Raw genomic sequence first — 23,782 nt, forward strand, 5'->3', positions numbered from 1 at the left:
CCCCTAGCCCGCTCCGAGCGCGTTTCCCCAGCACATCCCCCAGACCCGTCGACGCCGCGAGGGGCGGCGGCGACGGCCCGGCCCGTACAGCCGGGAAACGGCGGCGCGGGTGGTGACGCCGAACCCACCCCGCCGTCGGCACTCCGGTGCCCGGCCGCGTACCCGTACGCGGCCGGGCACCTCTCCGCACCACCCGCCTTCCGCACCACCCGAGAAAAGGGAGGGCCCCCCGTGTCCACCGCATCCACCGAACGCACCGGCCTCTGGCTCATCGGGGCCAGGGGCTCCGTGGCCACCACCACCATCGCGGGCCGGGCGGCCCTCGCCGCCGGGCTCTGGCCACCCACCGGTCTTGTCACCGCGCTCCCGCCGTTCGCCGCCTCGGGGCTTCCCGACCTGGACCATCTGGTCATCGGGGGCCACGACATCGCCGACACGCCCCTCGTCAAGCGCGCCGAGGAGCTGGTCGCGGGCGGCGTCCTCCCCCATGGCCTCCCCTCCGCCATCGCCTCCGAACTCGCCGCCGCCGACACCGAGATCCGCTACCCGCACGGCGATCCCGCCCTGGACATCGCCGACTTCACCCGCCGCCACGGCCTCGCCCGCACGGTCGTCGTCAACGTCGCCACCGTGGAGACCGACCCCTCCGTCTCCACCGGCTACGCCAACGCCGCGATCGACGCGGGCTGTTCGTATGTGAACTTCACCCCGGCCACCGGCATGCGCGGCGAGGGCTTGGCCGAACGCGCCACCGCCGCCGGTCTGCCGTTCGCCGGGCGCGACGGCAAGACCGGGCAGACGCTGCTACGCGCCGCGCTGGCCCCGATGTTCGCCCAGCGCGCCCTGAACGTCCGCTCCTGGTCGGGCACCAACCTGCTGGGCGGCGGCGACGGCGCCGCCCTGGCCGACCCGGCAGCGGCGGCGGCCAAGAACGCGGGAAAGGAGCGCGTCCTCGACGACAACCTCGGCACCCTGCCCGAGGGCACCGTCCACATCGACAACGTCCCGGCCCTCGGCGACTGGAAGACCGCCTGGGACCATGTCGCGTTCGACGGCTTCCTCGGCACCCGCATGGTCCTCCAGACCATCTGGGAGGGCTGCGACTCCTCGCTCGCCGCGCCCCTCGTGCTCGACCTGGCCCGGCTCGTCTCCCGCGCCCACGCCGTGGGCCTCGCGGGCCCCGTGCCAGGCCTCGGCTTCTTCTTCAAGGACCCCGACTCGGGATCCGCCGCCCTCGGCGACCAGTGGCGCGAGCTCATCGCGCTGGCCGAGACGCTGCGGACCGGATCGTGAGCCCCACCGCCCGGGCCTGGGTCGAACTGCTGCGTGGACCAGCGGCGTTGACGGTGCCCGGCGACATCATCGCGGGCGCCGTCACGGCGGGCGGTGCGCCCCCTCGGCGCATCGCCATGGCCGCGGGGGCCTCGGTGTGCCTGTACTGGTCGGGGATGGCGCTCAACGACTGGGCCGACCGGGAGCTTGACGCGGTGGAACGCCCCGAACGCCCGCTGCCATCGGGCCGCATCCCGCCGCGCGCGGCGTTCGGCGCGGCGGCGGCGCTGACGGCGGCGGGCCTCGGCCTGGCCGCCGCGTGCGGCCGCACCGCCGCGACGACGGCCACGGCGGTCGCGGCCACGGCGTGGGCGTACAACCTCGGCCTGAAGAACACCCCCGCGGGCCCGGCGGCGATGGCCACCGCCCGTTCGCTCAACGTCCTGCTGGGCGCGGCCACTTCGGGCGACACCCCGCCCACGGCCCTGCGGCGTTCCGCGCTCGCCGCCGCCCACACGTTCACGCTGACGACGGTCTCACGCCACGAGGTCGGCGGCGCCCCCCGCGCGGTCCCGCTCGCCGCGGCGGCGGCAACGACGACGATCGCGGCGGCCCTGCTGCTGCCTCGTCGCCGCGAGAGGGAGGCGCGTAGCGCCTCGGGAAGCGGCCTCACCACTGCGGCGTCGGCGCGGAAGCGCGCGCTTCCGCGGAACGCCTCGCGCCGGAAGGCAGGTTCGCCTTCCCGAGCGCTGCGCCTCGGCGGCGGAACGCCGCCCTCCGACGGCCTCCCCGCCGTCGCGGCACGGGCGTTGTCGCGCGCGTGGCCCGAGTCCGCCCCCGGCGGTGGCCGGAGCGCCGTCGCGGCGCACCGCCGCGGAGCGGCCGTTGCCTCCGCCCGTCGGTCCACCTGCCCGGAGGGCACCCTCAGGGACGCCCCAGGGGCCGTGTCACCCGTCGGGGCCCCGGCCCGGTCCCTTCGGGTGACCTGGCCGGAGGCCATCTGCGCTGTCGCCTACGCCGCCACCGCGCTGCCGCCGCTCGTGCGGGCCGTGCGGGAGCCGACCGGGGGGCGCATGCGGCAGGGCGTGGTCGGTGGGCTCAACGCCATGCTGCCGCTCCAGGCCGCCCTCGTGGCCCGCGCCGGAGGCGGCCTCGCCGCGCCCGCCCTGCTCGCCACCCTGCTCGCCGCCAAGCGGCTGTCCAGGAAGGTCACACCCACATGACCGAACTCCGTTTCGCCTACGGCACCAACGGCCTCACCGATCTGCGCCTGTCCGACGCCCTCGCCCTGCTCGCCGACCTCGGCTACCGGGGCGTCGCGCTCACGCTCGACCACATGCACCTCGACCCGTGCGCCCCCGACCTGGCCCGCCGCACCGCCGATGTCGCCCGCGACCTGGAGCGGCACGGGCTCGCCGTCGCGATCGAGACCGGCGCGCGTTACGTCCTCAGCCCCACCGCCAAGCACGGCCCCAGCCTCCTCGACCCCGACCCTGCGGCCCGCGCCCGCCGCACCGCGCTGCTCGTGGACGCCGTGCGGGTCGGCGCCGACCTCGGGGCCACCGCCGTGCACTGCTTCAGCGGCCATCTCCCGCCCGGCACCCCCGAGGACGCCGCCTGGCCGCGCCTCGCCGACGCCCTCACCCCCGTCGTCGAGGCCGCGACCGCCGCCGGGATCCCGCTCGCTGTCGAGCCCGAGCCCGGCATGCTGCTCGACACGCTCGCCGCGTTCCACCGGCTGCGGGCCGAGCTCGGCGACCCCGACGCGCTGCGCCTGACCCTCGACATCGGGCACTGCCACTGCCTCGAACCCGACCCCGTCCCCGACTGCGTCACCGCCGCCGCGCCCTGGCTCGCGCACGTCCAGATCGAGGACATGCGGCGCGGCGTGCACGAGCATCTGCCGTTCGGCGAGGGCGAGATGGATGTCGAGGGCGCGCTGGCCGCGCTCGCCGCCACCGGCTACGACGGGCTCATATCCGTCGAGCTGCCCCGCCACTCCCACGCGGGACCCGACCTCGCCCGCCGCTCGATCGCGTTCCTCACCCGCGCCCTCGACCAGCTCCCCACCGCCAGCAGGGAGGCGCCCGCGCCATGCTGACCGACCCCGACCTCACCCCCGAGGGCCGCGCCTGGCTGGACGGCGTCGCGGGCGCGGAAGGCTGGGAGACCGCCTTCACCGCCGCCGGACGCCACGTCGGCCGCGACCACGCCGACGCCGCCCGCGTCGAGCTCCTGCGCGTCGCCCGCCCCGACGCCGAGACCCTGACCCGCCTCTACCAGCGCGGCGACGCGGCGGAGCGCCGCGCCGTGCTGCTCGCCCTGCCCGAACTGCCCCTCGGGCCCGAGGCGTTGCCCCTGGTCGAGGACGCCCTGCGGGCCAACGACGCGCGCCTGATCGCCGCCGCCCTCGGCCCCTACGCCGCCCGCCACCTCGACCAGCACCTGTGGCGGCACGCCGTCCTGAAGTGCGTCTTCATCGGCGTCCCGATCCATGAGGTGGCCGGGCTCGCCGACCGCGCGGACATCGAACTCGCCCGCATGGCCCGCGACTTCGCCGCCGAGCGGGCCGCCGCCGGGCGCCCGGTCCCCGACGACGTGCGCCACATCCTCAGCCTCGTCCCCGACTTCCCGCCCGTGCAGGAGGCGTGATGCGCATCTTCGATCCTCATATCCACATGTCCTCCCGCACCACCGACGACTACGAGCGGATGCGTGCGTCGGGCGTGACCGCGCTGGTCGAGCCGTCGTTCTGGCTCGGCCAACCCCGCACGTCCGCCGCCTCGTTCGTCGACCACTTCGACGCGCTCCTCGGCTGGGAGCCCTACCGCGCCGCCCAGTACGGCATCGCCCACCACTGCGCGCTCGCCCTCAACCCCAAGGAGGCCAACGACCCGCGCTGCACCCCGATCCTGAAGGAGCTGCCGCGCTACCTGGAGAAGGACAGCGTGGTCGCCGTGGGCGAGATCGGCTACGACTCGATCACCCCCGCCGAGGACGAGGCGCTCGCCGCCCAGCTCGAACTGGCGGCCCGCCACGGCCTGCCCGCCCTGGTCCACACCCCGCACCGCGACAAGCTGGCCGGTCTCGAACGCACCCTCGCCGTGCTGGCCGAGTCCGAACTGCCGCCCGAGCGCGTGGTGTTGGACCACCTCAACGAGACCACCGTGGACCGCGCGGCCGATTCCGGCTGCTGGCTGGCGTTCTCCGTCTACCCCGACACCAAGATGGACGAGGCCCGCACCGTCGCCGTGCTGCGCCGCCTCGGCCTCGACCGGATGCTGGTCAACTCGGCGGCGGACTGGGGCAAGAGCGACCCGCTCAAGACCCGCAAGGTCGGCGACGCCATGCTGGCCGCCGGGTTCGGCGAGGACGACGTGGACCGCGTGCTGTGGCGCAACCCCGTGGAGTTCTACGGCCTGAGCGGCCGCCTCGACCTGGGCGAGCGCGAGCGGCCCGAGCTGTTCGAGGGGAACTCCATCGCGCGCGGCGCCCCCGCGGGGCGGTGACCCGATGCGCTTCCTGCACCCCGACGGCTCCACCGTCCACCTGTCCTACTGCACCAACGTCCACCCGGCCGAGACCCTCGACGGGGTGCGGGCCCAACTCCGCGACCACTGCGAGCCGGTGCGCCGCGCCCTGGGCCGCGAACGGCTCGGCATCGGCCTGTGGCTGGCCCGCGACGCCGCCGCCGCGCTGGTCGCGGACGCCGACGCCCGCCGCGCGCTGCGCGGCGCGCTCGACGCCCGCGGCCTCGAGGTCGTGACCCTCAACGGCTTCCCCTACCGGGGGTTCGGCGGCGAACGCGTCAAGTACGCCGTCTACACGCCCGACTGGACCAGCAGGGAACGCCTCGACCACACCGCCGACCTGGCCGAGATCCTGGCCGGGCTGCTGCCCGACGACGTCACCGAAGGCACCATATCCACCCTGCCGCTGGCCTGGCGGCACCCGTTCGGGCCCGCCGACCGGGCCCGCGCGCTCGGCCATCTCACCGAGCTGGCCGAGCGGTTGGACACCCTCGCCGAGCGCACCGGCCGCCAGATACGCATCGCGCTCGAACCCGAGCCCGGCTGCACCGTCGAGACCACGGGCCAGGCCGCCGACGTCCTCACGGGGCCCGACGCCCCGCCGGGGCACCGCGTCGGCGTGTGCCTTGACACGTGCCACCTGGCCACCCAGTTCGAGGACCCCGACCAGGCCGTCGACGGGCTGACCGCCCAGGGCGTCGCCATCGTCAAGTCCCAGCTCTCGGCCGCCCTGCACGCCGAGCACCCGGGCCGCCCCGAAGTCCGCACCGCCCTGGCCGACTTCGCCGAGCCCCGCTTTCTGCACCAGACCAGGGAACGCGTCAGGGCGGGCGTCAATGGGCGCGACGACCTCGACACCGCGCTGTTCGGCCCCGACCCGCTCCCGGGACGCGGCCCCTGGCGCGTCCACCTGCACGTTCCGCTGCACGCCAGGCCCGCCCCGCCGCTCACCTCCACGCTGCCGCAGCTCCAGCGCGCCCTGGCCCGCCTGGTCGGCGGCGCACACCCGCTCACCACCCACCTCGAGGTCGAGACCTACACGTGGCAGGTGCTGCCGCCCGCGCTGCGCCCGCGCACCCCCGAGCGGCTCGCCGAGGGGATAGCCGCCGAACTCACCCTCGCCCGCGACCTGTTGACCGGCCTCGGCCTCAAGGAGTTGCCATGACCCGCCCCTTGGTCGTCCTCGACGTGGTGGGCCTGACCCCGGCCCTCCTCCCGCACATGCCGCGCCTGGCCGCCCTGGCGGGCAAGGGGTCGAGCGCGCCGCTCGGCACCGTGCTGCCCGCCGTGACGTGCTCGGCGCAGGCGACGTTCCTCACCGGCGCGCCGCCGTCCGAGCACGGCATCGTCGGCAACGGCTGGTACTTCCGCGGCCTGGGCGACGTGCTGCTGTGGCGGCAGCACAACGCGCTGGTCGGCGGCGAGAAGGTGTGGGACGCGGCCCGCCGCGAGCGGCCCGACTACACCGTCGCGAACGTCTGCTGGTGGTACGCGATGGGCGCCGACACCGACTACACGGTCACCCCGCGCCCCATCTACTACGCCGACGGCCGCAAGGACCCCGACTGCTACACCAGGCCCGTCGAGCTGCACGACGAACTGGTCGGCCACCTCGGGGAGTTCCCGCTCTTCCAGTACTGGGGGCCGACGGCGGGCATCGTGTCGTCGCGCTGGATCGCGGGCGCCGCCCGCCACCTGCTCACCAGCCGCCGCCCCGACCTCACGCTCGTCTATCTGCCCCATCTGGACTACGACCTCCAGCGGTTCGGCCCCGACGGGCCCGAGGCGCGGGCGGCGGCGGCCCAACTCAACGACGAGCTCGGCCCGTTGCTGGATGCCGCCGAAACCGTCGGGGCGCGGGTCCTGGTGCTGTCCGAGTACGGCATCAGCCCGGCCTCGCGCCCGGTCGACATCAACCGCGAGCTGCGCCGCGCCGGGCTCCTGGAGGTCTACACCCAGGCCGGGATGGAGTATCTGGACCCCTGGGTCTCCCGGGCGTTCGCCGTCGCCGACCACCAGCTGGCGCACGTCTACGTCCGCCGCCCCGAGGACCTCGCCCGCACGCGCGAGGTGCTGGCCGGGCTGCCCGGCGTGGACGAGGTGCTCGACGAGACGGGCAAGAAGAGCGCCGGGCTCGACCACGAGCGCGCGGGCGAGCTGGTCGCGGTGGCCGAGCCGGACGCGTGGTTCACCTACTACTACTGGCTCGACGACGCCCGCGCCCCCGACAACGCCGCCACCGTGGACATCCACAAGAAGCCCGGCTACGACCCGGCCGAGCTGTTCTTCGACCCGGCCGACCGCCTGGCCAAGCCACGCGCGGGCCTGGCGCTCGCGCGCAAGAAGCTGGGCCTGCGCTACCGCATGAACGTCGTCCCGCTCGACGGCTCATGGGTGAAGGGCAGCCATGGCCGCCTCCCCGCGACCCCCGACGAGGGCCCGGTCCTGCTCTGCTCGGATCCCGACGCCCTGACCGGCGAGCCGGTCGCCGCGACGGAGGTGAAGGACCTCATCCTGAAGCTCTCCCTCTGACCCGACGCCTCGTCGCCGACGCGGGGGCGTCAGCCGTCCGGGCACGTCAGCCGTCCGGGCGCGTCAGCTGTCCAGGTACCGCAGCACCGCGAGCACCCTCCTGCTGTAGTCGCCCCCGCTCCCCGGCAGCCCCAACTTGTCGAAGATCGCGTTCACATGCTTCTCCACCGCGCTCGTCGACACGAAGAGCCGCCGCCCGATGGCCGCGTTGGTGTGCCCCTGCGCCATCTCCCGCAGCACGTCATGCTCCCTCGGCGTCAGCCGAGCCAGCGGATCCGTGTGCGTGCTGCGCGCCAGCAGCTGGCGCACCACCTCGGGGTCGAACGCGGTGCCGCGCGCCCCCACCCGGTCCAGCGCGTCGAGGAACTCGTCGATCTCCACGACCCGGTCCTTCAGCAGATAGCCCACCCCCGCCGGGTCCCCGGTCAGCAGCTCGGTCGCGTACCGCCGCTCCACGTACTGCGACAGCACCAGCACCCCCACCCCGGGCCAGCGCCGCCTGATCTCGAGCGCCGCCCGCAGCCCCTCGTCGCTGTGCGTGGGCGGCATCCGCACATCCACCACCGCCACATCGGGCCGGTCGCGCTCCACCGTCGCGAGCAGCGCCTCCGCGTCGCCCACGGCCGCCACCACGTCGTGGCCCTCCTCGGCCAGCAGCCGCACCAGGCCCTCCCGCAGCAGCGTCGAGTCGTCCGCGAGCGTCACGCGCACGGCAGCTCCGCGCCGATCACCGTGGGGCCGCCCGGCGGGCTGCTCACCGAGAGCCGCCCGTCGAGCGCCGCGACCCGCCGCGCGAGCCCGAGCAGCCCGCCGCCCGCCGGATCCGCGCCGCCCACCCCGTCATCCGTCACCCGGACGTCGACCCCGCCCCCGGCGTCCGTCACCTCGACCCCGATCGTCCCGGCCCCCGAGTGCTTCACGGCGTTCGTCACCGCCTCGGAGACCGTGAAGTACGTCACCGCCGCCACCGCGCGCGGCGGCTCGCCGCCCACGCGGTACGCCAACCGCACCGGCAGCGGCGATCGCTCCGCCACGGCCTCGAGCGCCGCCCGAAGACCGTCCTCGTCCAGCACCGCCGGATAGACCCGCCACGCGACGTCGCGCAGCTCGGTCAACGCCTGCCGCGCCTCCTGGTGCGCCTGGGCCAGCAGCTCGCCGCCCTCGTCGCCGCGCCGCCTGGCCCGCCCGAGCAGCATGCCGAGCGCCACGAGCCGCTGCTGGACGCCGTCGTGCAGGTCGCGTTCTATTCGGCGCCGCTCGTCGTGCACCGCCTCGACCACCCCGGCCCTGCTCTCCGCCAACTCCCTGATGCGCCGCTCGAGCACCTCCTCGCGCCCGGGCCCGAGGAACCGCCGCGCCACCGCCGTCTCCAGCGCGGCCACCGCGAACACCGCGTAGGCCGCGAGGAATATCAGGAACACCCCGCCCACCCCGCTCGGCGCCACCAGCCACCAGCGGTCCAGATAGAAGAACCACAGCCAGACCAGGAACGAGCCGTACGCCGCCCCCACCAGCACCGAGAGCAGCACGAGGCCACCCAGCAGCCCGACCGCCCAGCGCACCGCCAGATACGCGAGCGCCGCCCGGCGCTCCACCACCGCCCCCTGCGGGGGCCGCTCGCCGCCGAGGAACGCCACGACCCTGGCCCGCTCCCACGCGGCCACCCGCGCGGGCACCGCCGTCCCCGCCCGCCCCGGCAGCGCGCCCACGAGCAGCGCGGCGACGTCGAGCACGGCCGTCGCCGTGCCGCACGCCAGCCCGGCCGCCATCAGCGCCCACCGGCGCGCCACCTGTCCCATGCCGACCAAGCTAACGCGGAGGGCCGGGGCAGCGGACTGCGGTTCTCCGCAGAACGTCCCTGAGGCGGCCCGCATGGCGGGGCCCCGCCGGGACTTTGTACCGTTCACTGTGTGATCTCTTCCTCCGCACCCCTTCACCTGGCCTCGTCCGAGGACCCCGGCGGCATCGCCGGGTGGGCCACCGACCTCATGGAGGCCCTCGGCGCACCGGGCGCCGGCGCGGCCATCGCCCTGGAGAACCTGTTCCCGCCGCTGCCGAGCGAGGTGATCCTGCCCCTGGCCGGGTTCACCGCGAGCCAGGGCGACATGAGCCTGTGGGCCGCGCTCGTGTGGACCACCATCGGCTCCGTGGTCGGCGCGGTGGCGCTGTACTACCTCGGCGTATGGCTGGGCAGGGAGCGGCTGATCGCGATCGCCGACAAGCTGCCGCTGGTCAAGGTCGAGGACATCGAGAAGACGGAGGCGTGGTTCGCCAAGCACGGCAGCAAGGCCGTCTTCTTCGGGCGCATGATCCCGATCTTCCGAAGTCTCATCTCGATCCCCGCGGGGGTCGAGAGGATGCCGCTGCCCTCCTTCCTCCTGCTCACCACGCTGGGCAGCGCCATCTGGAACACTCTGTTCGTCCTCGCCGGGTACCGCCTCGGCGAGGACTGGGAGCGGGTCACCGACATGGTGTCGGTCTACTCCAAGGTCGTGCTGGTCGTGGTGGTGCTCGCGCTCGTCGCGTTCATCCTCTACCGCGTGTTCCGGCCGGGGAAGGGCAAGCGCCGCGCCTCGGCGCCGCCGCAGGACCGGGAGCCGGACCACTCCTGATCGCTACCGGTTCCTGATCGTCACCGTTCGCGTTCAGACCGTCCCAGACCGCCCCAGACCGCCCCAGACCGTCCCAGTCCATCTCAGCCCGCCTCAGTCCGTGAAGTGCTCCTTGGTGATCGTCGCGTGGACCCCGACCGTGCGGTCGACCACCTGGGAGACATGGAAGTCGGCGGCGGCCGACAGGTACGCGTAGGCGACCGCGCGGTCCATGCCCTGGTCGTGCTCGAGGAAGTCCAGGGCGTTGACCACGGCCCGCCGCATCGCCACATCGAGATCGCCGAGCTGCCCGCCCAGGCCGCCGTCAGGGTCGGACAGGCCGACGGGCAGCCACGCGTCCTCCGTCTCCCCGAACGGGTAGCGGAACGCCACGGACGGCGCGTCCCCCGACCCCGGCTTGCACACGGTCAGCCGGAACGTCGCCCGCAACGACCCCTCGACCGCCGTCAGCGCCACCTCGCCGTCGGCCATGGCGAAGTGCGGGTCGCCCGTGTAGAAGAGGGCGCCCTCGGCGAAGACCGGCAGGTAGAGCGCCGAGCCACGGCGCAGCAGCGCGATGTCGATGTTGCCGCCGCCGAGGTTGGGGGGTATGGAGTTCAGCTCGGGGGCGTTGAGCGTGCCCCCTTCCACGAACGCGACGCCCATCGTGCCCATGTGCGGCCCCAGCGGGAACGTCACCTCGCGCCGCCGCCCCAGCGGCAGCACACCGCTCAACTCCCCGCCCCTGCCGCGCCGTACGGGCGTGAACACCGAGACGTTGCCATACGCCTCCGGGTCCCCTCCCGGCCGCCCGTCGGTGGCGACGGGCGGCATGACCTCGGACAGCTCGATCCCGTCGGGCGCCGAGCCGTCGGGGCGCCGCGCGAGCGCCCCCTTGCCGTGGCGGCTCGAGATCACGCCGTAGGGCACGCGCGGCAGCAGCGAAAGCGGCTCGACCTTCAGCACGTCGCCGGGCTCCGCGCCCCGCACCGCGATCGGCCCGGTGATCACATGCGGTCCGTCGGCGTCGAAGTCGCGCTCGGTCCGGTCGTATTCGCGCGCGATGGCCACGGCGTCGTCGAGCACGTCGCGCCGGTCGACGTCGTGCCCGCCGAACCACGCGACCGGGTCGCGGCCCTGGTCCTCCAGGATCCCCTCGTGGGACACGGAGTCGACGGTCACCGTGTCGCCCGACCTGACGCGCAGCACCGGCTCGGCGTCGCGCGCGGGCAGGTAGCCCCAGCGGACCTGCTCGGGCAGGGACGGCACGTAGTGGTCGCCGTCGATGCGGCCCCTGCGGGGCTGGAGCACGTCGCGGGGGTAGTCGTCGCGGCCGCGCCCTGCGGCGCTCGCGGTCCCTGCCGCGCCGATCGCCCCGGCGGCGGCGCCGCCCCCGACGGCGGTCACGGCGGAGGCGGCCCGCAGGAACCCCCGCCGCCCCAGTCCTTCGACGAGCAGGTCACGGGCGTGGCTGGGGTCGTGGTTCATGGCGTTTCTCCTGTTCCGCGCGGTGGCACGACCGCACCAGAACAGAACGCCCGCCCTCCCCGCCACCCCCGGGCCCAAGACGTTGCACCCCTCTAACGGCCCCGAAACCCCCCCGCACCGCCCGCGCCTTCTCGGTCCCGGCGGGACACACGCGGGAAACGCGGCGATATGCATGTCGCCTAACATGCATGTGTCGTCCGGCCTGTTGTCCGACCCGGAGGGGGGCGCGTGGAAGACGCTCACGCCCGTGACATCGCCGCCATCGAGGCGGCCGTCGTCGCCCTGCGCCGCACCTACAAGCGCCGCGCCCCGGCCCGGCTCGCCGCGCGGCGCGGTGAGCGGCCCGTTCGGCACGGGCAACTGCCGGACGCCGTCTTCGAGTTGCTCGACGCGATCGAGTCCTCGGCGGCGCGCGGCGAAACGTTGACCGTGAGCGAGGCCGCCGCCGTCCTCGGCGTGGACCAGCCGCGCTCGAGCCGCCTCACCGCGCAGGCCCTCGCGGCGGGCCTCCTGCGCCGCGAGGCGGACCATCACGACGGCCGCCGCTCGCTCCTGGCGCTGACCCCCGAGGGCCACGACGTCCTGCTCCGCATCCGCGGCTTCCGCCGCCGGGTGATCGCCGAGGCGACGGCCGACTGGCCGGACACGGACCGCGCGACGCTCGCGCGGCTGCTGACGCGGTTCGTGCGGGACGTCGATCCGGGGTAGGGGTGGGGGCGGTTCTCGCCGTCTGCCGCGGTGTCCGAGGGGTGCCCTTCTGAAACGCGGCACACTTTGTGTTGAACAGAACGTGCCCTGTTTCAGAAGAGCACCCGTCCCCGCGTAAGCGGACATAAGGCCCAAGGTGCCCGCTGAATGAAACGCGCCCCGGCCCGGACCGGCCCGCTCCATGAGCTCAACGTGCGCGCGGTGAACGACGAGAGCGGCGGCCAGGGCAGGCCCGAAGGGCCGCGCCCGTTCGGCGAACGGTCCCGACCAGCGACGAGACCGATCGTTGACCGAGACGGCCGGTCACCCGACGCCCCCTCCCCCGTAGGTGCCATCTCTGACCCGCACCCCCACGAAACAGACCAACCGGCAGACGGCGAACGGGAGGACGTCCAGCCCGCACCCGCCCCGGCCAAGCGCCGCAGGCCCCTCACCCCGACCCCCGCGCCGTCGGCTGGTGCGGCACGTGCCAGGCCAGCGCGCGCTGTTCGCGGGTGTCCTCGTCCGCCGTGCGCTCCACCCGGCTCATCGCGACCCGCAGCAGCGGCGGCGCCATCACGGAGGTCAGCACCGCGACAAGCACCACGACCGAGAACATCTCCGTGGACAGCAGCCCGAGCCGCACCCCCGCCATGGCGATGATGACCTCGATCACGCCCCGCGCGTTCATGCCAGCGCCCAGGGCCAGCGCCTCCCAGCGCGACATGCGCGCCCCCAGCGCGCCGATGAACGCCCCGGCGAACTTCCCCGCGATCGCCGTCGCCACCACCGCGCCCGCCCACAGCGCCGTCACCGGGTCGGCCAGCGCCGTGAGGTCCATCCGCAACCCCGCCGTCGCGAAGAACAGCGGGGCGAGCACGACCAACACCGTGGTGTTGAGCGGCTCGAGCCGACGCGGGCCCACCTCCTCGGTCGTGCGGCCGATCAGGATCCCGCACAGGAACGCCCCGAAAACCGCCTCGAGGCCCAGCGCATGCGTCCCCGCCGCGGCCAGCGTGATCAGCACCACGGACACCGCTATCGGCATGCCCCGCACCTCGGAACGCGCCGCCAGCCGCATCGCGGCCCCGACCACCACGCGTCCGACCGTTGCCGCGCACAGCAGCACCAGGCCCAACTGCCCGAACGTCCAGACCAGTTCGCCGCCGTCCAGGCCCGTGGTCGCCATCGCGGCCACCACCGAGAGCAGCAGCCAGCCGATCGCGTCGTCCACCGTTCCGACGACGAGTATCAGCTGCCCGAGCGTCCGGTGCAGCAGCCCCATGTCGATCAGCGTGCGGGCGATCACCGGGATCGCGCTCACCGACATCGCCACGCCCACGAACAGCGCGAACGTCAACGTATCCGCCTCGGGCCCCCGCATGGCGTCAGGCAGCAGCAGCCCGAGCCCGAGCCCCATGGCCAACGGCACCAGCAGGCCCGCGGCGCTGACCCCGGCCGCCTTCGCGCCATGCCTGCGCACCAGCGACATGTCCAGGTGCACCCCGGTGAACCCGACCAGCAGCAGCACCCCCAACTGGCCCACGGCGTCCAGCAGATGCATCTGCCCCGGCTCCTGAGGGAAGAGCCACTCGGCCACCCCGGGCGCCACCGCGGTCAGCAGCGAGGGCCCCATCAACACGCCCGCGCACAGCTCCCCGACGATCGCGGGCATCCTCAACCGCACGGCCAGGCGCCCGAGAAGGAGGGCCATCAGGAGCAACAGGCCGATCTGGAGGAGGAGAAGCAGCAGCTCGTGCTCGGGGATGGGCGCCACCGGAACGGAGTCGGCGCTCAAGGACATACGAACCCCTTGTCGGACAAGGCGGGTTGCCCCGGGTTTCCACCGTCCCGCCGATCTTAGGAGAGTTCGGGTGGCCTTGGGTCACCGCGCGTCAGAGAATCGTTACTGCGCGCACATCGGATCGCCGCCCTGGCCAGGGTCATATCCAGGTGTCAACTCCGGGTTGACGCGACGCCCGCTGTCAACCTACGGTTGACGCATGACGACGCAGATTCGGCTCGACGATCTGATCGAGGCCATCAAGAAGGTCCACGACAACGCCCTTGACCAGCTCGCCGACGCGGTGATCGCGGCCGATCACCTCGGCGAGCTGGCCGATCACCTGATCGGCCACTTCGTCGACCAGGCCCGCCGCTCGGGCGCCTCGTGGACGGAGATCGGCCGCAGCATGGGCGTCACGCGGCAGGCGGCGCAGAAGCGTTTCGTCCCCAAGGACGTCAGCGCCGACCTCGACCCCGCCGAGGGCTTCAACCGCTTCACGCCCCGCGCGCGCAAGGCGCTGATGGCGGGGCACGAGGCGGCCAAGGCCGCCGGGAACGACCAGGTGGTCCCCGCCCACATCGTGCTCGGCCTGCTCGACGACCCGGGCGCGCTCGCCGGGGTGACGATCACGGAGCTCGGCGTCCGGCTCGACGCCGTGCGCGAGGCCGCCGAGGCCGCGCTCCCCGAGCCCGCCGCCGAGGTCCCCTCGCTCGTCCCCTACGACGCGGCCGCCAAGAAGGCGCTCGAGCTGACGTTCCGCGAGGCCCTGCGCCTGGGGCACAACTACATCGGCACCGAGCACATGCTGCTCGCCCTCCTCGAACAGGAGGACGGCGCAGGGGTGTTGGCCGGGGTCGGCCTGGAGAAGGCGGCCGTCGAGGCACGGGTCGTCGAGACGCTCAAGGCGATCACGGCCTTCCCGAAGAAGGACTGAGGCCGACGGCGGGCGCCCGTACGAGAGCGTCTACGCGTTCCGCCACGACGGGAGCGGCGGGCGCCTGGTGGGCGTCGAGGAGTACGGCAACCCCGTGACGTTCTGCGCCACGTTCGCCTCCCCCGACTGCCCGGCCTGAGCGCGCGCGGGCACCTGGCAGAGGCTCCGCGAGAAGCGCAGCGCCGGACGCCCTTCGAGCACCGTCTCGCCGTCCTGGGTGAAGCCCGTGCGCCCCAGGACCGCGCGGGAGCCCGCGTTGTCCAGCGTCGTGGCCGCGCGCAGCATCCTCAGCCCGTACTCCTCGGCGGCGACCCCGCACATCTGCCGCACCGCCGTGGTCGCGAGTCCGCGCCCCGCCGCGCACTTGGCGATCCTGAAGCCCAACTCGGCGGCCGCGTCCGCCACATCGACCAGGTTGACCCGCCCGACGATCGCCCCGTCGGCGTCCACCAGCACATGGAAGTGGCAGGTACCGGCGGCCTGTTCGGCGAGCAGTGACTCGTGCCTGGCCTCGAAGTCCGCGAAGTACGCGTCCCCGCGGTCGGGCACTGACGCGGCGAAGTAGCTCCGGTTCTCCCGCTCGAAAGCGAGCAGGGCCGGGGCGTGATCGCGGTGGAGCCGCACGAGTTCGGTCATGGGAGAACGCTAGGCGAAGCCCCCGCTCCGGGCGAGACCGTGATCGCTGGCCCGCCGCCGGGTCCGCGGCGCATGATGGCTGCCATGCCCAACGCGTCCCCGCCACCGCGCCTTTCGCCTCTGCTGTGGGAGCAGCACTGCTGCCTTCCGCTGGAAAGACGGGCGGACGTCGGTGAGTTGGCGCGTTACCGCAGGCCGGGGGGCAGCTTTGTCTCGGTGAACGCGGGCTATGTCCCGCACGGCGCCGACGACGTGACCGGCCTGCTCACGAGCTGGCGGGCGCGGATCGCCGCGGACGACCGCCTGCGGCTGGCCGCGAGCGTCGATGACGTCGACGCCGCCGCGCGCGCGGGCGAGGTGGCGGTGGCGTTCGACCTGGAGGACTCGGGGCCGCTCGAGGGGCGGTTGGACCGGGTGCGCCACTTCTACGACCTCGGCGTCCGCACGATGCTGCCGAGTTACAACAACCGCAACGCGGCGGGCGGCGGCTGCCTCGACGAGGTCGACGAGGGGCTCACCGCCTACGGCCGCGCGCTGATACGGGAGATGAACGCCGTCGGCATGGTCGCGGACGGCTCCCACTGTGGCGCCCGCACGGGGCTCGACATGTGCGAGGTCTCCGAACGGCCCGTGATCTACAGCCACTCGTGCATGCGCGCGGTGTGGGACCACCCCCGCAACATCACCGACGAGCAGGCCAGGGCGTGCGCCGCCACGGGCGGGGTCGTCGGCATCACGGGCGTCGGGATCTTCCTCGGCCCCAACGTCGCGGATGTCGACGCGCTGGTCCGGCACATCGACCACGCCGTCGACCTCGTCGGCCCCGAACACGTCGGGCTGTCGACCGACTACCCGTTCGACCAGGGGGACTTCAACGCGCTGCTCAAGGAGAGCCCCGAGCTGTTCCCCGACTGCTACACCCGCTGGGGGCCGATCGCCTTCATGCCCCCCGAGGACCTGCTGACCGTCGAACGCGCGCTGCTCGCCCGGGGATACCCCGACGACGCCGTCGCCGCGATCCTGGGCGGCAACTTCCGCCGCGTCGCCGCGCGGGTGTGGCGACAGCAGCACTAGGGCCAACGACGTCACGCCCCCGCATGCCGAAGGACGAGTCAGGCTACGCCCGTTTCCGGCACGCCGCCGAGCCGTAACGACCGGGTCGCCCTCGCCCGGCTGACCCATCCACCCCTCGCCGCCCGGGAGTTGACCGGGGACACCCGGCGCGGGCCCGATCCGGGCGCCCAGGGAAGGCCGAGGCTCCTTCGGCGAGCCTGCCGGACCATGGCCGCGGTCCCGCTACGATCATCCTTCCGTCCACCCGAACGAGCGCCGGAGGGGTCGCGGCATGGAGCAGGTCATGCGCTGGCTGAACGACTGGCACGCCACCCACGAGGGCGAACTCACCGCCCACCGGGTGCGTTTCCGTGGGACGCCGCCCTCCCTCGCGCTCGAGGCGGGCTCCCACCTGGTCACGCTCGACATCCGCCCCGCCGACGCCCCCCGCGAAGGGCCCGCACCCGAGGGCCGGGCACCCGATGGCCCGGCCCACCGCGTCCGCGCGGTGTTCCTCGACCAGGACGCCGAAGAGACCTGGGAGGAAGAGGAGTTGGTGGCCAGCGAGGACGACCTGCGCGAACTCCTCGATCCCCTGCTCAAGTTCATGGTGGCCAACGCCGAAGCCTGAGGCGCGCGGGACCCGTTCGGCTGCCGTTCGGGACCCGGCCGTTGCGTTCAGAGGGCGGGTTCGTTCAGAGGGCGGGCGGGGTGATCGTGAACCGGGCGTTGATCCGCGCGTACACGGTCTGGCGGCGGGGCTCCAGGTCGAGCGCGGGCGGCGGCGCCGCCGCCCCCGCGGGCGCCGGGCCGCGCCTGCCGCCGTAGCCACCCGCCATGGCCCCGTACTCGGGCTGCCCTTCGGCCCCCAGATCGGCGATGTCGATCAGCCCGGCCAGCTCCGAACCCACCGCCGCCGCGTACTCCCGCGCCCGCTCGACCGCTTGGCGCACGGCCTGCTGCCGCGCCTCCCGGTGCACGGGCGACCCGGGGCGCAGCGCCCACCACGGCCCCGAGACGCTGGTCAGCTCCAGGTCGGCGAGCCGCGTGGTCAGCTCGCCGAGCGCGGTGAAGTCCACGACCGTGGCCTGGACATACACCTTCCCGTGGTACGCCCGCACGCGCTCCCCGCGGCCCGACCTGAGCTCGGGGCTGATCGCGAACGCCCCCGTCTCGACCTTCTCCACCGCCTCGCCATAGGACGTGAGCAGCTCGAGAACGGCGTTGTTGCGCCGCGTGAGATCGGTGAGCGCCGCCCGCCGGTCACTGCCCCTGGCGCCCACCGTGACCCCGAGCCGCGCCGTCTCCGGCTCCACCTCGAGCCGTGCCTCCCCGCGCACCGCGACCCGCGGCGGGCCGGGCGCGGGGGCGGGATCGGCGGCGTTGGGGGACGACGTCATGGGGGCTCCTCCTCGGAACGACGACTCGGCGGCCGACGGGCTCGACGGCCGACGGACTCGACGGCTCGATGTCTCGACGGCGCTCAGGCTACAAGTGCGATGCCGCGTCCCTTTATGGGGCGGCGGGGGCGGCCCTTCGGCGTCTAGCCTGGCCCGCATGGCCATCTCTCCCGAGCTCGCCCGGGTCCACGCCTTCCTGACCGGCTTCGCGCGGCGGCAGGCGCCCCGGGTCGCCGAGGTGCCCGGTGGGTTCGCCGTGCGCGACGACGCGCTGCGGTACTCGCACCATGACAATCAGCTGTTCATCGACGCCCCGGTCGAGCCCGCCGCGCTTCCCGGCCTCGCGGACGAGGCGTTGAACGGGCTCGCTCACCGGCTGATCACGGTGCTCGACGACGGGCTCGGGCAGGCGTGCGTTCCCGCGCTCACCGGCGCCGGTTACACCCATGAGGCGAACCTCCTCATGCTGCACACGGGCCCGGTGCCAAGGGCGGGGGCGGCCGAGCCGGTCGAACTCGCGGCGTTCGCCGAGCCGTTGAGCCGCCGCTGGCGCGGCTTCCTGCCGCACGCCGACGACGAGGCCGTCCGCCAGCTCGTCGAACGCCGCACCGCCCGCCACAGGGGCGCCGCCACGGTCCACTTCATCGGCGCCCGCACCTCGGAGGGCGAGGTCGCGTCCTGGGCGGACCTCTACCTCGAACCGGCCCTGGGCATCGGCCAGTTCGAGGACTTCCTGACCGCCGAGCGCCACCTGGGCAAGGGTTATGGCACCGCCGTGCTGACCACGGCCCTCCACCTGGCGTCGGCGGCGGGCTGCGCGACCCGTTTCCTCGTGGCGTCCGAGGACGACTGGCCGCGTCACTGGTACGCGCGCCGGGGCTTCACCGCGATCGGCCGCACCCACACGTTCGAACGCGGGTGAGTGGATTGCGAGACTGAGCCCATGAACGGGCCCATGAACGAGATGGCACGCTTCCGCCGGGCGCTCGTCGCCGGGGCGGCGGGCGGCGCGGCGGCAGCGACGACGGCGACCGCGACGGCGGTGGCGACGGCGCACGACCTGGCCGCCGCCGTCGGCCTGCGCACGGTCGTGCTCGTCGAAGGGGGCAGCGACCAGGTCGCGGTGGAGGCGCTTGCCGCGCGCCGCGGCCGTGACCTCGACGCCGAGGGCGTCGCGGTCGTGCCGCTCGGCGGCGTCACCAACATCGGCAAGTTCCTTGCCCTGTGCGGCCCTTCGGGCCTCGACGTCCGGCTGGCCGGTCTGTGCGACGCGGGCGAGGAGCGCTTCTTCCAACGCGGCCTCGAACGCGTCGGCCTCGGTACCGACTTGACGCGCGCCGCGCTTGAGCCGCTCGGCTTCTACGTGTGCGTCGCCGACCTGGAGGACGAGCTGATCCGCGCCCTCGGCGCCGACGCCGTGCGGGAAGTCGTCGACGCGCAGGGCGAGTCGCGCCCGTTCCGCACGTTCCAGAACCAGCCCGCGCAGCGCCGACGCACCGTCGAGCAGCAGCTCCGCCGCTTCATGGGCACCCACAGCGGCCGCAAGTCCCTCTACGCCCAAGCCTTGATCGAACACCTCCCCCCACCCCGCACCCCCCGCCCCCTTGACCGGCTGCTCGCCCACATCTGACTCCGCTCATGAGCGATACGACGGAGGTGAGGGCGCCGAAGCGGATGTACCGGGCCTCGGTGGTGCGGCGGACGGGCGTCACGCTCGTCGTGTGCTGCGCGGCGGCGCTGGTCGTGCAACTCCTGGTGTCCGCCTGGTTCTTCGGGACCGCCCTGGTGCTCCTGGTGGTGGCGCCCGTGCCGGGCGCGATGCTCGGCTTCATGCTGCTCGACGTCTGGAGCGCCACCACGGTCGACGAGCGCGGGGTCGCGGTGCGCCGACTGTTCCGGGTGCGGCGAACGGCGTGGCGCGACGTCCTCGCGATCGAGGCCGAGGGCGAGCCCGCGACCCATGTCACGATGTACGCGCACCCTGGCCGCGCGATCGTGCTCCCCAAGGTCGACGGCGGGCGCGGGCCGTCGCCGCGCGACGAGATCCACGCCCTGCGCGCGACATGGGAGCGGCACCGCGGCGCGGACTGGACGCCCAGGCCCGGACTCGTCGAGGCGGCGAACGCGAGGGCGCGGGACGACCGGCGGACCGAGGACGCGCTCGGCTCGGCCGGGTGGGCCGCGTGGACGGCGATCCGGATCGCGGTGTTCGGCGTGCTGCCCGCGGCGCTCCTGGCCGCCCTGTGCGTCGGCGCGCTCGACGCCGTGCTCGACATCCCGTGGCGGGCGTTCATCTGGTCCGTCGTGGGCGTGGCGGCGGCGACGTTCGTGGGCGTCTTCCTCAGGAAGCGGCGCCGGGCCCGTTGAACGTCCGAACGCGGGCCGCGGCCGTTCGGGTACGGGCCGGTCGGAAACCTGTCGCGCCGCGCGCGGGTGAGCCGTTAGCCTCCGCCTGAGCGGGGCCAGGGACGCCACCGCGAAAGGGGGAGCTCGGCATGGAGACCATTGCGGGCGTGCGCACCGATCGACTCGGCCTGCTGCTCGACCAGTTCGACAAGGCCAGGGAGATGGGCCAGGTGCGGCTGGCGGGGCTCGGCGACGAGGAGTACCTGTGGGAGCCGGTGCCCGGCTGCTGGTCGATCCGGCGCCGGGGCGAGGCGGAGACGCCGAGGGCGTTCGGGCCGGGCGACTGGCTGCTCGACCGGGGCGCCCCCGACATCCCGGCGAGCGAGTACGCCGAGATCGCGCGGCAGGCCGCGGGCGGCATGTCGGTCGCCAAGATCGCCGAGGACTGGAGCGTGAGCGCCGAGCGCGTCGAGGAGGTCCTCGCCCACACCGGCCCGGTGGAGCCCGACGAGACCCCGGTCACGACGATCGCGTGGCGGCTCAGCCACCTGCACTTCTGCTTCGCGGGCAGCTGGGAGTGGACCTTCGGCGAACGGCGCGTGGACCCCACGCTGCTGGTCGACTTCACACCCGACGCCGCCGTTGCCGTCGAACGCTTCTGGGCGTTGATGGACCGCTGGCGCGACAGCATCGCCACCGTGACCGAGGCGCAGCTCGACACGGTCGGCTTCTCGCAGTACCCGTACGGCTCCGACCCGGACGAGCCGTACGCGTCCGCGCTGGCGGGCTGCAACCTCGAGTTCATCCACCACATGGCCGAGATCGCCCTGCTCCGCGACCTCTGGCGCGCCCGCACGCCCGGGCGCGGATAGCGCGGGGAGCGGGGGGCGCGCGGGGCGGCGCCGGTCAGCGACGGTGTCGTCGGCGCGGGCGACCCGACCCGGGCGTGGTCATCTGGTGGGGCGTTCAGGTCGGCCGTGTCGCGGTCACCAGCAGGGCGTCGGCGGTGCGCGTGCCCTGAACGTCGGCGCGGAGCAGGTCCGTGTTGATCCGCGTGAACCCGGCCTCGCCGAGCAGTGTGGTCCACGTGCGCTCCTGGAGCACCCAGCGGCGCATCGTGGTCGCCTCGTCGTGGGGTGTCGTCGCCGGGATGTCGGTGTGCGTCACGTCGGGTCGGGCGGGCGCGCCGTCGAGGTGGTGGGCGAGGGTGGCGAACACGAGCCGTCCGCTCGGCCGCAGAGCGTCCGCCGCCGTGGGCAGCAGGTCGCGTGGGTCGGTGAAGTCGACGGCGCCGAAGACGCTGTAGAGGGCGTCGTAGGTGCTCGGCCTTTGCCGGAGGTGGGCCACGGCGTCGGCGTGGAACAGGCGCAGGCGTGGGGTGAGGTGGGCGTAGAGGTCGGTGGCCATGGCGTGCTGGGCTGCGGAGGCGTCGATGGCGTCCACCCGGGCGGGCTGGTGATGGGTCGCCAGGTGGGCGGCGTGGCGGGCGGCCCCGGCACCGAGGTCGCCGACGCGCAGGCCGGTGAGGTCGCCGAGCGTTTCGGCGCCGGGCCCGGTGTTCTGGCTCCAGGCCCAGCGGAAGGTCGCCGGGACGGTCCGGTCGGTGGTGGCACGGGTGCGCCCGTAGTGGTGCCAGAGGTCTGGGGTGGTGATCACCGCCTCATCCTGGCCGGTGCGTCGCGGCCACGGGTCCGGTTCCGGGAGATCTCACCCTGGCGTGCCCAAGGGCCCGGCCGAGTCGGGTCGGCCGGGCCCTGGCGCGCTCCGTGCTACGAGGTGGTCAGTGGGCGTCGTTGCCGGGGTGGCACGGGCCGCACTCGGCGGCGTCGGCCCACAGCGGCAGGTCGACCTCCCAGCCGTCGGCTGCGATCAGCTGGGCGGTCTTGAGTACGGAGCCGTCGTTCTTGAACTCAACCTTGGGGACGTGGTGCAGGAAGCGCCCGTCGTTGTGGCGGTCGCACAGCTCGGCGTAGGCAACGGTGTCGAGGATGATCGTGTGGACGCCGATGTCGACGAGCGTGCTGGGCGCGAGCCCGAGCTGCTGACCGCGATGCCTCATCGCGGTCAGCAGGTAGGCGTAGCCCTGGTCCAGGACGCGAGCGGCCATGATCGAGTCGTAGGGGTAGTCGCGCTGGAGGAGCCCGACCTGCTTGTCCCACAGGTCGCTGGGCACGATGTCGCGTGCGGAGCGGCGCGGGCCGGTTGTCGGATTGCTGGTCAAGAAGGGTGCGATTGCCATGGTGCCTCCGATGGGGCGGCGCCCCGCGATTCGGGGCGGCAGTTCAAGCACACCGCGCCGACGGCCTGACGAGCGATCAATTGTCTTGCGACGCAAGGATTTTGCACGTGCTGCAAGCGGTCTGGTCGAAGGCCGCGTCGCGGCCGTACCGTGGAAGGCCCCGGTCGCGCGGCGTGGGAGGGGCCGGTGTCCGTTGACCCGCTCTGGAACAGCACACGAGCGCGCGAGGCGGCCGCGCAGCGGCGTGTGGGTGCGTTGATCCGGCTCGGCCGCGAGCACCGTGCGTGGACGCTGGCCGCGCTCGGGGACCGGCTGGGCTGCTCGCCGTCCACGGTATCCCGGCTGGAGCGCCGCACGCGGATCGCCGACCTAGGCCTGGTGCACCGCGCCGCGCGTATCGGCTGTTCCTGCTGGGACGCCGCGCGGAGCGGATCGAGACGTTGGCGGAGTCGTTCAGGACGGTGTGAGGCCGCGGTGGGCGGCCCAGGCTGCCGTTGCCGTGAGCATGGCTTGGCGCGCGGCCACGTGTGGCTTGCGTTCGGTCATCTCGTGCCGCATGCGGAGGTATGCGGCGGCGAAGGCGTCGACGGCCTCGGGGCTCGCGTCGCGCCAGGCCGCGCAGCCGCTCACCCAGCTCTCGGCGCCAGCGGGTGTGTGTCCGGAGGCGATGAGCTGGACGACGAGCATGGCCGGGTCGATGAGTCCGGCGCCCCGGGTGGGCCATCCCCAGTCGAGCGCCCTGATCCCGTTCGCCTCGATCAGCAGGTTGTACGGGTTGAGATCCGCGTGGAGCAACGTGTCACCGCGGAACAGTTCGCGTTCGGACTCCCGCGTCACGAACCGGTCCCATCGGGTCTCCGTCCAGGTCAGGGCGGGCTCGGGGAGCTCGATCGATCCGATCCGGTCGACGAGCTCGACGACGGCGGGCAGATCGGGGGAGTCCGGGCCGAAGTCGGGCGTTCTGCCGTCCACGACGTCGAGGCCGAGCGCGATCCACTCGTCGTCGCCCGCGTCCCAGTGCAGCGTGGGTGCGAGGGGGGCGAGGAACGGGGTGATCAGCCGCTCGCGATTGATGGAGGCGCACCGCCACCCCTCGTTGCGCATGGCCTTGACGAAGAACGGCCCCTTCTCACACGTGACCACCCCGGCGAAATCCGTCCAGCCAACGGTCTCGGCGCGGCGGAATCCGGTCACGACTCCGGTGTGTGGGCGGATGAGCTCTCGGAACGGCAACGTCGTCGGATCGTCGGTCATGGCACTCACCACCCCAGGTTCTCAGCCGAATGCC

General features: G+C 73.8%; 25 protein-coding genes and 1 pseudogene. 17 read left to right on the forward strand and 9 right to left on the reverse strand.

Features of this window, described 5'->3' with window-relative positions; translation table 11 throughout:
- Positions 1-231 precede the first annotated feature (231 nt).
- Genes D7318_RS19205 through D7318_RS19235 form a run of 7 tightly spaced genes read left to right on the forward strand, consistent with a single transcriptional unit; the run spans position 232 to position 7,334 of the window.
- Positions 232-1,293 (forward strand): inositol-3-phosphate synthase, encoded by a 1,062-nt coding sequence (locus tag D7318_RS19205; protein ID WP_120698342.1) that lies wholly within the window; start codon positions 232-234, stop codon positions 1,291-1,293.
- Complete coding sequence (locus D7318_RS19210; protein WP_230423891.1) at positions 1,290-2,495, forward strand: SCO3242 family prenyltransferase; 1,206 nt, start codon at positions 1,290-1,292, stop codon at positions 2,493-2,495. Before D7318_RS19205 ends, D7318_RS19210 begins: the two co-directional genes overlap by 4 nt.
- Positions 2,492-3,373 (forward strand): sugar phosphate isomerase/epimerase family protein, encoded by an 882-nt coding sequence (locus D7318_RS19215; protein WP_120698343.1) that lies wholly within the window; start codon positions 2,492-2,494, stop codon positions 3,371-3,373. Before D7318_RS19210 ends, D7318_RS19215 begins: the two co-directional genes overlap by 4 nt.
- On the forward strand, positions 3,367-3,924 hold the full coding sequence (locus D7318_RS19220; RefSeq protein WP_120698344.1) for an EboA domain-containing protein: 558 nt from the start codon (positions 3,367-3,369) through the stop codon (positions 3,922-3,924). Before D7318_RS19215 ends, D7318_RS19220 begins: the two co-directional genes overlap by 7 nt.
- Positions 3,924-4,781 carry a TatD family hydrolase gene (locus D7318_RS19225; RefSeq protein ID WP_120698345.1) on the forward strand — a complete coding sequence of 286 codons (858 nt, stop codon included), beginning with the start codon at positions 3,924-3,926 and terminating at the stop codon, positions 4,779-4,781. The genes D7318_RS19220 and D7318_RS19225 overlap by 1 nt, the downstream gene beginning before the upstream one ends.
- Positions 4,782-4,785: 4 nt before the next feature.
- Positions 4,786-5,967: a metabolite traffic protein EboE gene (eboE, locus tag D7318_RS19230; RefSeq protein ID WP_120698346.1), complete on the forward strand. Its 1,182-nt coding sequence runs from the start codon at positions 4,786-4,788 to the stop codon at positions 5,965-5,967.
- Positions 5,964-7,334, forward strand: coding sequence for an alkaline phosphatase family protein (locus D7318_RS19235; RefSeq protein WP_120698347.1), 1,371 nt, complete (start codon positions 5,964-5,966; stop codon positions 7,332-7,334). The genes eboE and D7318_RS19235 overlap by 4 nt, the downstream gene beginning before the upstream one ends.
- A gap of 63 nt (positions 7,335-7,397) precedes the next feature.
- On the opposite strand, the gene D7318_RS19240 is transcribed toward D7318_RS19235, so the two are convergent.
- Together D7318_RS19240 and D7318_RS19245 are read right to left on the reverse strand one after the other, a co-directional pair.
- Entirely contained in the window at positions 7,398-8,045 is a 648-nt protein-coding gene (locus D7318_RS19240) for a response regulator transcription factor (RefSeq protein ID WP_183091544.1), read from the reverse strand.
- Positions 8,036-9,133, reverse strand: coding sequence for a sensor histidine kinase (locus tag D7318_RS19245; RefSeq protein ID WP_120698412.1), 1,098 nt, complete (start codon positions 9,131-9,133; stop codon positions 8,036-8,038). The genes D7318_RS19240 and D7318_RS19245 overlap by 10 nt, the downstream gene beginning before the upstream one ends.
- Positions 9,134-9,322: 189 nt before the next feature.
- On the opposite strand from D7318_RS19245, the gene D7318_RS19250 reads away from it, so the two are divergent.
- The gene (locus tag D7318_RS19250) at positions 9,323-9,946 is read left to right on the forward strand and encodes a DedA family protein (protein WP_120698413.1); all 624 of its coding nucleotides are present in this window, start codon (positions 9,323-9,325) and stop codon (positions 9,944-9,946) included.
- A gap of 93 nt (positions 9,947-10,039) precedes the next feature.
- On the opposite strand, the gene D7318_RS19255 is transcribed toward D7318_RS19250, so the two are convergent.
- Positions 10,040-11,413, reverse strand: coding sequence for an acetamidase/formamidase family protein (locus tag D7318_RS19255; RefSeq protein WP_120698348.1), 1,374 nt, complete (start codon positions 11,411-11,413; stop codon positions 10,040-10,042).
- A 228-nt stretch (positions 11,414-11,641) separates the two neighbouring features.
- On the opposite strand from D7318_RS19255, the gene D7318_RS19260 reads away from it, so the two are divergent.
- Entirely contained in the window at positions 11,642-12,121 is a 480-nt protein-coding gene (locus D7318_RS19260; protein WP_120698349.1) for a MarR family winged helix-turn-helix transcriptional regulator, read from the forward strand.
- 430 nt (positions 12,122-12,551) lie between these two features.
- Here the strand turns inward: D7318_RS19260 and D7318_RS19265 are convergent, their stop codons facing one another.
- Positions 12,552-13,904, reverse strand: a complete 1,353-nt coding sequence (locus tag D7318_RS19265; protein ID WP_120698350.1) for a cation:proton antiporter — start codon at positions 13,902-13,904, stop codon at positions 12,552-12,554.
- A 199-nt stretch (positions 13,905-14,103) separates the two neighbouring features.
- Between D7318_RS19265 and D7318_RS19270 the strand changes: the two genes are divergently transcribed.
- Complete coding sequence (locus D7318_RS19270) at positions 14,104-14,820, forward strand: Clp protease N-terminal domain-containing protein (protein ID WP_120698351.1); 717 nt, start codon at positions 14,104-14,106, stop codon at positions 14,818-14,820.
- Between the two features lie 30 nt (positions 14,821-14,850).
- Here the strand turns inward: D7318_RS19270 and D7318_RS19275 are convergent, their stop codons facing one another.
- A complete protein-coding gene (locus tag D7318_RS19275) occupies positions 14,851-15,456 on the reverse strand; it encodes a GNAT family N-acetyltransferase (RefSeq protein WP_120698352.1) in 606 nt (201 codons plus the stop codon).
- An 84-nt stretch (positions 15,457-15,540) separates the two neighbouring features.
- Here D7318_RS19275 and D7318_RS19280 point away from each other — a divergent pair, with 84 nt between their 5' ends.
- Together D7318_RS19280 and D7318_RS19285 are read left to right on the forward strand one after the other, a co-directional pair.
- Positions 15,541-16,530 carry a dipeptidase gene (locus D7318_RS19280; RefSeq protein ID WP_120698353.1) on the forward strand — a complete coding sequence of 330 codons (990 nt, stop codon included), beginning with the start codon at positions 15,541-15,543 and terminating at the stop codon, positions 16,528-16,530.
- Positions 16,531-16,801: 271 nt separating this feature from the next.
- Positions 16,802-17,140 carry a hypothetical protein gene (locus tag D7318_RS19285; protein WP_120698354.1) on the forward strand — a complete coding sequence of 113 codons (339 nt, stop codon included), beginning with the start codon at positions 16,802-16,804 and terminating at the stop codon, positions 17,138-17,140.
- Positions 17,141-17,204: 64 nt separating this feature from the next.
- On the opposite strand, the gene D7318_RS19290 is transcribed toward D7318_RS19285, so the two are convergent.
- A complete protein-coding gene (locus tag D7318_RS19290) occupies positions 17,205-17,909 on the reverse strand; it encodes an SIMPL domain-containing protein (RefSeq protein WP_120698355.1) in 705 nt (234 codons plus the stop codon).
- Positions 17,910-18,066: 157 nt separating this feature from the next.
- Here D7318_RS19290 and D7318_RS19295 point away from each other — a divergent pair, with 157 nt between their 5' ends.
- The 4 genes from D7318_RS19295 to D7318_RS19310 all read left to right on the forward strand — a co-directional run bounded on the left by D7318_RS19295 (position 18,067) and on the right by D7318_RS19310 (position 21,127).
- Positions 18,067-18,831: a GNAT family N-acetyltransferase gene (locus D7318_RS19295; RefSeq protein ID WP_120698356.1), complete on the forward strand. Its 765-nt coding sequence runs from the start codon at positions 18,067-18,069 to the stop codon at positions 18,829-18,831.
- A gap of 33 nt (positions 18,832-18,864) precedes the next feature.
- Positions 18,865-19,539 (forward strand): ATP-dependent endonuclease, encoded by a 675-nt coding sequence (locus D7318_RS19300; protein ID WP_120698357.1) that lies wholly within the window; start codon positions 18,865-18,867, stop codon positions 19,537-19,539.
- Positions 19,540-19,547: 8 nt separating this feature from the next.
- Positions 19,548-20,276: a PH domain-containing protein gene (locus D7318_RS19305; protein ID WP_120698358.1), complete on the forward strand. Its 729-nt coding sequence runs from the start codon at positions 19,548-19,550 to the stop codon at positions 20,274-20,276.
- 128 nt (positions 20,277-20,404) lie between these two features.
- Positions 20,405-21,127 carry a DinB family protein gene (locus tag D7318_RS19310; RefSeq protein WP_120698359.1) on the forward strand — a complete coding sequence of 241 codons (723 nt, stop codon included), beginning with the start codon at positions 20,405-20,407 and terminating at the stop codon, positions 21,125-21,127.
- A 94-nt stretch (positions 21,128-21,221) separates the two neighbouring features.
- Here the strand turns inward: D7318_RS19310 and D7318_RS19315 are convergent, their stop codons facing one another.
- Positions 21,222-21,911 carry a class I SAM-dependent methyltransferase gene (locus D7318_RS19315; protein ID WP_120698360.1) on the reverse strand — a complete coding sequence of 230 codons (690 nt, stop codon included), beginning with the start codon at positions 21,909-21,911 and terminating at the stop codon, positions 21,222-21,224.
- Between the two features lie 124 nt (positions 21,912-22,035).
- A complete protein-coding gene (locus D7318_RS19320; RefSeq protein ID WP_120698361.1) occupies positions 22,036-22,494 on the reverse strand; it encodes a glycine-rich domain-containing protein in 459 nt (152 codons plus the stop codon).
- A 246-nt stretch (positions 22,495-22,740) separates the two neighbouring features.
- On the opposite strand from D7318_RS19320, the pseudogene D7318_RS34045 reads away from it, so the two are divergent.
- A pseudogene (locus D7318_RS34045) lies at positions 22,741-22,878 on the forward strand (helix-turn-helix domain-containing protein); the annotation flags it as partial.
- Positions 22,879-22,947: 69 nt separating this feature from the next.
- On the opposite strand, the gene D7318_RS32900 reads toward D7318_RS34045, so the two are convergent.
- Complete coding sequence (locus tag D7318_RS32900; RefSeq protein WP_183091551.1) at positions 22,948-23,748, reverse strand: aminoglycoside phosphotransferase/kinase family protein; 801 nt, start codon at positions 23,746-23,748, stop codon at positions 22,948-22,950.
- Positions 23,749-23,782: the final 34 nt, after the last annotated feature.

Origin of the sequence: Streptomyces radicis, from assembly GCF_003626575.1 — a bacterium.
Taxonomy (GTDB): Bacteria; Actinomycetota; Actinomycetes; order Streptomycetales; family Streptomycetaceae; genus Streptomyces; species Streptomyces radicis.